The organism is Neobacillus cucumis, assembly GCF_016908975.1.
Lineage (GTDB): Bacteria > Bacillota > Bacilli > Bacillales > Cytobacillaceae > Neobacillus > Neobacillus cucumis.
The window spans coordinates 343,113-352,464 of record NZ_JAFBEX010000003.1 but is presented as its reverse complement, the minus strand read 5'-3'; the positions used below and the strand labels follow the sequence as shown (position 1 = coordinate 352,464).

At 41.8% G+C, this 9,352-nt stretch carries 11 protein-coding genes and 1 pseudogene; 10 read left to right on the top strand and 2 right to left on the bottom strand.

Annotated elements, in window-relative coordinates; translation table 11 throughout:
- The 8 genes and pseudogenes from JOC76_RS06070 to yajC all read left to right on the top strand — a co-directional run.
- Positions 1-421, top strand: a pseudogene (locus JOC76_RS06070) (hypothetical protein); the annotation flags it as partial.
- Positions 418-681 (top strand): hypothetical protein, encoded by a 264-nt coding sequence (locus tag JOC76_RS06065; RefSeq protein ID WP_205176678.1) that lies wholly within the window; start codon positions 418-420, stop codon positions 679-681. The pseudogene JOC76_RS06070 and the gene JOC76_RS06065, both read left to right, overlap by 4 nt.
- Positions 678-956, top strand: a complete 279-nt coding sequence (locus JOC76_RS06060; RefSeq protein WP_205176677.1) for a hypothetical protein — start codon at positions 678-680, stop codon at positions 954-956. Before JOC76_RS06065 ends, JOC76_RS06060 begins: the two co-directional genes overlap by 4 nt.
- A gap of 445 nt (positions 957-1,401) precedes the next feature.
- Positions 1,402-2,013, top strand: a complete 612-nt coding sequence (gene ruvA, locus JOC76_RS06055; RefSeq protein ID WP_205176676.1) for a Holliday junction branch migration protein RuvA — start codon at positions 1,402-1,404, stop codon at positions 2,011-2,013.
- Between the two features lie 10 nt (positions 2,014-2,023).
- Positions 2,024-3,025, top strand: coding sequence for a Holliday junction branch migration DNA helicase RuvB (gene ruvB, locus JOC76_RS06050; RefSeq protein ID WP_205176675.1), 1,002 nt, complete (start codon positions 2,024-2,026; stop codon positions 3,023-3,025).
- Positions 3,026-3,072: 47 nt separating this feature from the next.
- Entirely contained in the window at positions 3,073-4,101 is a 1,029-nt protein-coding gene (queA, locus tag JOC76_RS06045) for a tRNA preQ1(34) S-adenosylmethionine ribosyltransferase-isomerase QueA (RefSeq protein ID WP_205176674.1), read from the top strand.
- Between the two features lie 128 nt (positions 4,102-4,229).
- Positions 4,230-5,369, top strand: a complete 1,140-nt coding sequence (gene tgt / locus JOC76_RS06040) for a tRNA guanosine(34) transglycosylase Tgt (protein ID WP_205176673.1) — start codon at positions 4,230-4,232, stop codon at positions 5,367-5,369.
- A 29-nt stretch (positions 5,370-5,398) separates the two neighbouring features.
- Positions 5,399-5,695: a preprotein translocase subunit YajC gene (gene yajC / locus JOC76_RS06035; protein ID WP_205176672.1), complete on the top strand. Its 297-nt coding sequence runs from the start codon at positions 5,399-5,401 to the stop codon at positions 5,693-5,695.
- A 198-nt stretch (positions 5,696-5,893) separates the two neighbouring features.
- Here yajC and JOC76_RS06030 read toward each other — a convergent pair whose 3' ends face one another.
- The gene (locus JOC76_RS06030; protein WP_205176708.1) at positions 5,894-6,256 is read right to left on the bottom strand and encodes a TIGR04086 family membrane protein; all 363 of its coding nucleotides are present in this window, start codon (positions 6,254-6,256) and stop codon (positions 5,894-5,896) included.
- Between the two features lie 230 nt (positions 6,257-6,486).
- On the opposite strand from JOC76_RS06030, the gene JOC76_RS06025 reads away from it, so the two are divergent.
- Positions 6,487-7,146: a DUF421 domain-containing protein gene (locus JOC76_RS06025; RefSeq protein WP_307784693.1), complete on the top strand. Its 660-nt coding sequence runs from the start codon at positions 6,487-6,489 to the stop codon at positions 7,144-7,146.
- A 149-nt stretch (positions 7,147-7,295) separates the two neighbouring features.
- On the opposite strand, the gene spoVB is transcribed toward JOC76_RS06025, so the two are convergent.
- A complete protein-coding gene (gene spoVB, locus JOC76_RS06020) occupies positions 7,296-8,849 on the bottom strand; it encodes a stage V sporulation protein B (RefSeq protein WP_205176671.1) in 1,554 nt (517 codons plus the stop codon).
- Between the two features lie 149 nt (positions 8,850-8,998).
- Between spoVB and JOC76_RS06015 the strand changes: the two genes are divergently transcribed.
- A complete protein-coding gene (locus tag JOC76_RS06015) occupies positions 8,999-9,295 on the top strand; it encodes a post-transcriptional regulator (RefSeq protein WP_205176670.1) in 297 nt (98 codons plus the stop codon).
- Positions 9,296-9,352 lie beyond the last annotated feature (57 nt).

The window sequence follows — 9,352 nt, the reverse complement described above, 5'->3', positions numbered from 1 at the left end:
CATGACTCAGAAAACACGCAGAGCTGTCCGAAGTCAAGCCAAGTTCGGACAGCATGACTCAGAAAACACGCAGAGCTGTCCGAAGTCAAGCCAAGTTCGGACAGCACAAGCCAGAAAACACGAAGAGCTGTCCGAAGTCAAGCCAAGTTCGGTCAGCATGACTCAGAAAACACGAAGAGCTGTCCGAAGTCAAGCCAAGATCGGACAGCACGACTCAGAAAACACGAAGAGTTGTCCGAAGTCAAGCCAAGTTCGGACAGCACAAGCCAGAAAACACGCAGAGCTGTCCGAAGTCAAGCCAAGATCGGACAGCATGACTCAGAAAACACGCAGAGCTGTCCGAAGTCAAGCCAAGTTCAGACAGCACGACTCAGAAAACACGCAGAGCTGTCCGAAGTCAAGCCAAGTTCAGACAGCATGACTCAGAAAACACGCAGAGCTGTCCGAAGTCAAGCCAAGATCGGACAGCATGACTCAGAAATCACGCAGAGCTGTCCGAAGTCAAGCCAAGATCGGACAGCACAAGCCAGAAAACACGTAGAGCTGTCCGAAGTCAAGCCAAGTTCGGACAGCATGACTCAGAAAACACGAAGAGCTGTCCGAAGTCAAGCCAAGTTCGGACCGCATGACTCAGAAAACACGCAGAGCTGTCCGAAGTCAAGCCAAGTTCGGACAGCATGACTCAGAAAACACGCAGAGCTGTCCGAAGTCAAGCCAAGTTCGGACAGCACGACACAGAAAACACGAAGAGCTGTCCGAAGTCAAGCCAAGTTCGGACATTACAAGTCAGAAATTACGCAGAGCTGTCCGAAGTCAAGCCAAGTTGGGACAGCACAAGCCAGAAAACACGCAGAGCTGTCCGAAGTCAAGCCAAGTTGGGACAGCACAAGCCAGAAAACACGCAGAGCTGTCCGAAGTCAGCCAAGATCGGACAGCATGACTCAGAAAACACGTAGAGCTGTCCGAAGTAAATTACCGTTCACTACACTAAGTTGTTCTAAATAGTTGAAAATCAATGTTGACACTTTTACACAATTGAGTGGATTGACTTAAACTAACGATCTGCCTGTCTAAAAACAGGTGGTCATTCGAACAGGTTTGCACTAAATCAACGGTCCCCTTATCGAATCAGGTCCGAGGGCCGTCCAAGGAGCATCCTAGAACGATGAGAGCGCCCGTGGGTTTCCCCCGCCAACTTCATAATCCCACGCGAGCCTCATGTCTTCTGCTCCAATCAACACAGATACAATAAAATAATGACCTTTAACTCAGCCCAACGTTTGGGTAAACTGAATTATTAGACTTTTTCCTAGCAAACGATTTTCTTCAATAACCTTCTGGACTTATGTTAAAATGAAAGATGCTAATTTTTACAAGAGATAGACTAGGGAGAGAATACGATTGTATGAATTTATAAAGGGGACGGTAGAATTTGTCGGACCAGAATATATTGTAATCGAAAATAATGGGATTGGTTACCAAATCTCTACACCCAATCCGTTTATTTTCGCTGGTAAAATGGAAACAATGATTACCGTTTATACTTACCATTACGTTCGTGAAGATGTGATCGCTTTATACGGTTTTGAAACAAGAGAAGAAAAAAGACTTTTTACAAAACTATTAAATGTCTCTGGAATTGGTCCAAAAGGCGCGCTTGCCATTCTGGCTTCAGGAGAAGTCCAGCAAGTGGTAATGGCGATTGAAAATGAAGATGAGAGCTTCCTAGTTAAATTTCCAGGAGTCGGTAAAAAAACGGCCCGGCAAATGATTCTTGACCTAAAAGGAAAATTACAGGATATTGTTCCTGATTACTTCCCTAACCTTTTCAATGCCGATACTTATTCGGTTCCTGTTCAAGCAGCTAATTCAGCGTTTGAAGAAGCGGTGCTTGCTTTGAAAGCTCTTGGCTATTCAGATAAAGAAATTAAAAAAATCTCACCTGAATTACAAAAAGAACAGCTTTCAACGGATCAATATATTAAAAAAGCCCTCCAGCGGCTTTTAAAATAGGTGATATTTCATGGACGAACGGATCATATCTAGTGAAGTGAATGAAAGTGAAATCAGTATGGAACAAAGTTTGCGCCCGCAAACTTTAAAGCAATATATTGGCCAAACTCAGGTAAAAGAGAATCTTGAGATTTTTATCAAAGCGGCAAGGCTGCGGAAGGAAACACTTGATCATGTTCTTCTATATGGTCCTCCAGGATTAGGCAAGACAACCCTTGCAGTTATTATTGCGAATGAAATGGGTGTTAATATCCGGACAACATCTGGACCTGCGATTGAACGACCAGGGGATTTAGCGGCTATTTTAACTTCGCTTGAACCAGGTGATGTCCTATTCATTGATGAGATCCATAGACTGCCGCGCACGATTGAAGAAGTGCTTTATCCTGCAATGGAGGATTTTTGCTTGGATATTGTCATTGGTAAGGGTCCAAGCGCCAGATCAGTTCGGCTTGACCTTCCTCCCTTTACACTTGTTGGTGCCACTACCCGTGCCGGTTCCTTATCTGCACCATTACGGGACCGATTTGGAGTTTTGTCGAGGCTCGAGTATTATAAGGAAGAACAATTAAAAGATATTGTCCTACGAACAGCTGATTTGTTCGAAACTGAAATCGATGAGATTTCAGCAGCAGAAATCGCTAGAAGGTCAAGGGGGACACCAAGGATTGCCAACCGACTGCTGCGCAGGGTGAGGGATTTTGCGCAAGTTAAGGGGAATGGTACAATTGACCTAGCTCTAGCAACAGAAGCATTGGAATTACTCCAGGTTGACCGTTTGGGTCTCGATCATATTGATCACAAACTATTAAAAGGAATTATTGAAAAATTCCGCGGTGGTCCGGTAGGGCTTGATACCATTGCTGCCTCGATAGGTGAGGAAGCAGAGACGATTGAAGATGTATATGAGCCGTACCTTTTACAAATTGGCTTTCTGCAGCGAACCCCTCGCGGCCGGGTGGTAACGGGTGCCGTATATCACCATTTTGGCATGGAAGTGCCAATGGAGTGACTTTGTTTTTTCTTTTAGGAAATTTTGATAAGTAAGGTGTGTTAGATATGAAAGTAGATTTATTTGATTTCCATTTGCCTGAGGAGCTAATTGCTCAGGTACCCCTAATCAATCGGACAGACAGCCGATTGATGGTCTTAGATAAACAAACAGGGGAAATCAAGCACGAAGTTTTTAAACATATCACCGAATATTTGCGTGAGGGAGACTGCCTTGTCTTAAATGATACGAAGGTATTGCCTGCACGCCTTTTCGGTATAAAAAATGACACAGGTGCCAAAATTGAAGTCCTATTATTAAAACAACTCGAAGGAGATCAGTGGGAAACACTTGTGAAACCGGCAAAACGGGTGAAAATCGGGACTGAAATCATCTTTGGTGATGGTCTGTTAATAGCTGTTTGCACAGGAGAGTCCGACCATGGCGGCAGAGTCCTAGAGTTCAAATATAAAGGAATATTTTACGAGGTACTTGATCAGTTAGGTGAAATGCCGCTGCCACCCTATATCAAGGAGCAGCTGGAAGACCGAGACCGTTATCAAACCGTCTATGCACGCGAACCGGGATCAGCCGCGGCACCTACCGCAGGTCTTCACTTCACAGAGTCCCTTTTGGATGAAATTAAAGCAAAAGGAGTACATATCGCCTTTATCACGCTCCATGTAGGACTTGGCACGTTTCGTCCTGTCAGTGTCGATAATGTCTTGGAACATGATATGCATGCTGAGTTTTATATGGTAACCGAGGGGACTGCCCAATTACTGAACGAGGTAAGGCAAAGTGGGGGAAGAATTATTACCGTTGGAACAACATCTACAAGGACGTTAGAAACGATTGCATCGGCAAATAATGGTCAATTTATCGCAGGGAGCGGCTGGACAAGTATTTTTATCTATCCAGGATATGAATTTAAGGGGATTGATGGGATGATTACTAATTTCCACTTGCCTAAATCTACCTTAATCATGCTTGTTAGTGCTTTAGCTGGAAGAGAGCATATTTTGCATGCCTATAACACAGCCGTTGCTGAACGGTATCGTTTTTTCAGCTTTGGTGATGCCATGTTCATCATCTAGTGGTAAGGGGGCGGAGCGCCGCAAATATGGAACATTGTAAACAATGTTTTCTGTATAATATATAATTTATACTTTATAAAGATTTAACATAGCTCTGCTCACACCGCCTTTAGGAAGGAGACAACAATTTGACGGCTATTCGTTATGAATTAATTAAAACATGTAAACAAACAGGGGCCAGGCTTGGTCGAGTCCATACACCTCACGGATCATTTGACACACCTGCCTTTATGCCAGTCGGGACATTAGCAACCGTAAAAACCATGTCACCTGAGGATTTAAAAGAAATGGGTGCTGGAATTATTTTAAGTAATACCTATCATTTATGGCTTAGACCTGGGCATGAAATTATTAAGGAAGCTGGAGGCCTTCATAAATTTATGAATTGGGATCGGGCCATTTTAACAGACTCTGGCGGGTTTCAGGTTTTCAGCTTAAGTGAATTCCGCAAAATAGAAGAAGAAGGCGTTCATTTCCGCAATCATATGAGTGGTGAGAAATTATTTTTATCACCGGAAAAAGCAATGGAGATTCAAAATGCTCTCGGATCTGACATTATGATGGCATTTGATGAATGCCCGCCATTTCCTGCGACATTTGAATATATGAAAAAATCAGTTGAGAGGACGTCAAGATGGGCAGAGCGCTGTTTAACAGCCCATCAGCGCCCAGAAGACCAAGGTTTATTTGGAATTGTCCAAGGCGGTGAATACGAGGAGCTTCGCAGACAAAGTGCGAACGACCTTGTTTCACTTGATTTCCCAGGGTATGCTGTTGGGGGACTATCGGTTGGCGAGCCGAAGGATGTTATGAACCGGGTTCTTGAATTTACAACCCCAATGTTACCGACGAATAAACCTCGTTATTTAATGGGGGTTGGCTCTCCAGATTCGCTTATTGACGGTGCGATTCGCGGAATTGATATGTTCGATTGTGTATTGCCAACACGGATTGCCAGAAATGGAACCTTAATGACTAGCACAGGACGCCTTGTTGTGAAAAATGCCCAATTTGCCCGTGATTTTGGACCGCTCGATCCAGAGTGTGATTGCTATACATGCCGAAACTACAGTAGAGCATACATCCGTCACTTAATTAAATGTGATGAAACGTTTGGAATTCGTTTAACGTCTTACCATAATCTCTATTTTCTGTTAAGATTAATGGAGAAGGTCAGACAAGCTATTATGGAAGACAGGCTTGGAGATTTCCGCGAAGAGTTTTTTGAACGTTATGGTTTTAACAAACCAAACGCGAAAAATTTCTAATAGAAGAATTTTGAAAGGAGGGAAACAAAATGTCAGGTGGTATTGGTACAATCATTCCATTAATTTTAATGTTTGTGTTATTTTATTTCCTATTAATTCGTCCACAGCAAAAACGCCAAAAAGCGGTTGCGACCATGCAAAGCGAATTGAAAAAAGGTGATAAAATCGTCACGATTGGTGGCCTACATGGCTTTATTGACTCTATTGATGATAATAAAGCAGTCATTAAATGTGGTGACGGCAGCCGTCTTACCTTTGACCGTAATGCGATTCGTGAAGTAACAGAATCTGCTGCGGGTGAAGGCAGCGTAAGCCTTAACAAATAAGGAAACAAAAAGGAAGCCAGAATCGATGGCTTCCTTTTTAATTAAAGAATAAAGTATATTTTCAACTATGAGAATTGTCTAGCTCCAGCGCCTAGCCCCTCGATGGTCTACAGACGCTCCCAAAATGAAGGCAAAAAGCGCCTTCTTTTTGGGAGCGTCTTATGCTTGTCGGGGCTGATCAAGGCGCTTGCGCTTTTCTTATATAGATCTTCTTGAATTCGTTGAAGCAATGTTAACCCCTAAAATGCCACCCATCATCGCAATTAATATATAACAAGTATGATAAATCACTTGTTCTGCATTAAATAGGCGGTCGTAGCCAAGATATTGAAATAAAAAAACAAGAAAGGAATAAAGCAGCCCTGTTACTCCTCCAATTAACCAGCCTTTTTCTTTTCGTTTTCCTCCAGAAAGAAAGCCTCCGCCAAACAGTCCGATAAACGACAGGGCTGTAATCACATACTGTAGTGATCCTTCCTTTGTGGATGTAAACCGAAGAATGAACGCAAAAATAAGACTGCAAACAAGAGCAAAGGCAAAGATAAAAACTAATCCATACAGAATGGATAGCCCAAAGCTTTTCGATTCGATGATAACTCTCCCCCTTCATTGTCTTAGGCCTGCCAATTTGCAGGCTTTATGACAGTTTCTTTCCTAGTACAAGCGTATTCGTGGAAGCAATAAAGTAGAATAAATTTTTTTATGGACTTTTTTATTTTGGGAATTAATTCCTTTCATTAATTGCAATCAAATGCAAATACTAATTTTGGATTGAAAAAGGGGCGACCAATGTGGATTATGCAGCGATTGTGTTTAGAACACTATTTTTTTACGGACTTATTATCATCATTTTTCGGGTTATGGGGAAAAGGGAGATTGGTGAATTAAGCATATTGGATTTAGTTGTGTTCATTATGATTGGTGAGATGGCAGTAGTCGCCATTGAAAAGCATGATTCTCCATTACTTCACACCATGGTCCCAATGATTGTATTGATGGCCTTACAAATTATCTTGGCGATTATTTCTTTAAAAAGTAAGAAAGTTCGTGACTTGATTGATGGAAAGCCAATCATCATTATAAATAGAGGGAAAATTGATGAAGATGCCATGCGTAAACAACGTTATAATTTTGATGATTTGCTTACTCAACTAAGAGAAAAGAACATTCGCAGCATTGCTGATGTTGAATTTGCGATTCTCGAGTCCTCTGGAAGTTTGTCTGTGATTGAAAAGCTAAAAAATTCAGGCAATGAAACCAAACAGGGAGATATCACGATCCCCTTAATACTCGATGGACAAATCGATGAGGAAAACCTCAGGCGCATTAATAAAACCAATCTATGGCTGCGTCAAGAATTGAAAAAAAAGGGCTATCGGGATATTAAGAAAATCTCCTTTTGCAGCTATGAAAATGGAAATTTTTTTATTGATCTACTGGATGAAGAATAAGGGCGTATAAATTTTGACTTTGAAAATTGTCCAGCTCCAGCGCCTAGCCCCTCGAGGTCACAAGACAAGCCGTCCAAAAGGTTAAAAGGCAACCTTTCGGTCGGCTTGTCTTGTGCTTGTCGGGGCTGACCAAGGCGCTTACGCTTTTCTTATTTAAGGACTATAAAGTTTCCAATCCATGGGATTCTTTTTAGCTCTTCTTTTTTTATGAGGCGGAATATAACAAGCAATAATAAATAGGCAATCATCATCATGAGTGCAGCTGTAACCACGCGGATTGCTAAATGATGACCCAGGAAGTAATGGTGATACAGCCAATATCCCATCCAGCCCGCAGCACCCATACATAAGAATCCTTTTAAATAGTCACGGATATAGAATGAAAAGGCTACCTTCTTTAATACGGTGGCAAAGTGTAGACCTGTGACTAGAACAAACCCTACAACAATACCTAAAGCTGCACCCGTTATGCCAAACGATGGTTGGGAGGCAAGGACAAAGATAACGGCTGTTTTGACAATAGCACCAATGAGACTATTGATCATGGCGGCTCTTGCTAAATTTAGTGCTTGCAAGACAGCCTGCAGTGGACCTTGATAATAAAAAATAAGCATAAAAGGTGCCATGAGGCGGATAAAGTAGGCACCCTTAGTGGAACCATACATTAGCTGCATAAGCGGGTCTGCTAGGACATAAAGGAGGATAACAGCTAGTCCTCCTGATAAAAATACAAATCGTAGTGCTTGCTGCAATCGATATTCGATTTGTTTATGCTTATTTTTAGAATTAGCTTCACTGATAGCTGGAACGAGTGAAGTTGCGAGTGAAAACGTAACAAAAGAAGGAAGCATTAATAGCGGCATCGCGTAGCCGGTTAGAGCTCCGTATTGTTTTGTGGCATTAACGGCGACGACACCAGCCAGTGCGAGGCTGTGCGCGACTACAATCGGCTCAAAAAACCAAGAAATTGAGCCAATCATTCTGCTCCCCATTGTTGGCAAGGCAATTCCCATGAGGTCCTTAAATGTTTTTTGTCCTTTTTGAACAAATTGAAAAAAATTCTTCCTCAATTTAAAACGTTTCTTTAACTTAAATGTGGTAAGCAGGTAAACCAGTGAAAGTAACTCTCCTAAAACGGAAGCACCCATTGCAGCGGCTGCTCCATATTCCACTCCATAGGGTAAGAAGGTTTTCGTTGCTGTTGCAATTAGAGTGATTCTTACAAGCTGTTCTAAAATCTGTGAAACGGCGGATGGACGCATGTTTTGCCGACCTTGGAAGTAACCTCTTAAGACCGAAGCAATGGCAATAATGGGAAGTGCTGGTGCAATGGCAATTAAAGGATAATACGTTCTCGAATCAGTAAAAAGGGTAGTCGATAAAATCGGTGCCAATAATATTAATGCCGGTGTGAGGATAATGGATAAGCCGATTGTGATGGCCAGGGAAACAATAAGGATCTTCTTTATTTCCGCATAGTCCCCTTTGGCTTCAGCCTCCGCAATATTTTTCGAAATAGCCACTGGAAGCCCTAATTGAATGACTGTTACCACCAGGATAAACGTAGGGTATGCCATCATATATAAACCGACGCCTTCTTCTCCAATACTTCTTGCTAGTACAATCCGATAAATAAAGCCGAGAACCCTTGTAATGAAGCCTGCTACTAACAGGATAAAGGTCCCTCTTAAAAACTTTGACATTTCGGTTCCCACCTTCTCAAAAAAGAAGAATTCATATACAATTATCTATATGCCTATAGGTGGACAAAGCATGACAAGTTGTCAAAGCTTTTTGAAATGGTTTAAATATAGAGGATATTCAAAACAGATGTCGGTGGAGGCAGAGGGAAATGGAAAATAGCCACATAAACGAGAATAATCGTACCCAAGTACAGCCAGTGTTAAAGAGCAAATTAGAGGAGTTTCGCCTGCTGGGGGTTGATTCTGTTACAGAACAGGGGCTTTGGGAGTACTTAATTAAGAAAAAATGGAAAAAGGTAAAACATGAAATGCGGCTCTATGAAATGATTCAGGAAATTCTCTCTGTAAAGGTAAGTGATTATCTTAACTATGTAACCATTGAATCTTATAAAACAACCGAATTCTCACTTGATAATGAAGAAGAACTGAAAGAACTTTTAAAATAACATAAAATGTTAAATTGACAGCCTCACTAAGTTATTTCATAATGAAAGCAGTGACTT

Excerpts from the sequence above, each read along its gene's own strand:
- JOC76_RS06060 (WP_205176677.1), top strand. The coding sequence starts at position 678 with ATGACTCAGAAAACACGCAGAGCTGTCCGAAGTCAAGCCAAGTTCGGA.
- spoVB (WP_205176671.1), bottom strand. The coding sequence starts at position 8,849 with ATGTCAAAGTTTTTAAGAGGGACCTTTATCCTGTTAGTAGCAGGCTTC.
- ruvB (WP_205176675.1), top strand. The coding sequence starts at position 2,024 with ATGGACGAACGGATCATATCTAGTGAAGTGAATGAAAGTGAAATCAGT.
- queA (WP_205176674.1), top strand. The coding sequence starts at position 3,073 with ATGAAAGTAGATTTATTTGATTTCCATTTGCCTGAGGAGCTAATTGCT.
- JOC76_RS06015 (WP_205176670.1), top strand. The coding sequence starts at position 8,999 with ATGGAAAATAGCCACATAAACGAGAATAATCGTACCCAAGTACAGCCA.
- yajC (WP_205176672.1), top strand. The coding sequence starts at position 5,399 with ATGTCAGGTGGTATTGGTACAATCATTCCATTAATTTTAATGTTTGTG.
- JOC76_RS06065 (WP_205176678.1), top strand. The coding sequence starts at position 418 with ATGACTCAGAAAACACGCAGAGCTGTCCGAAGTCAAGCCAAGATCGGA.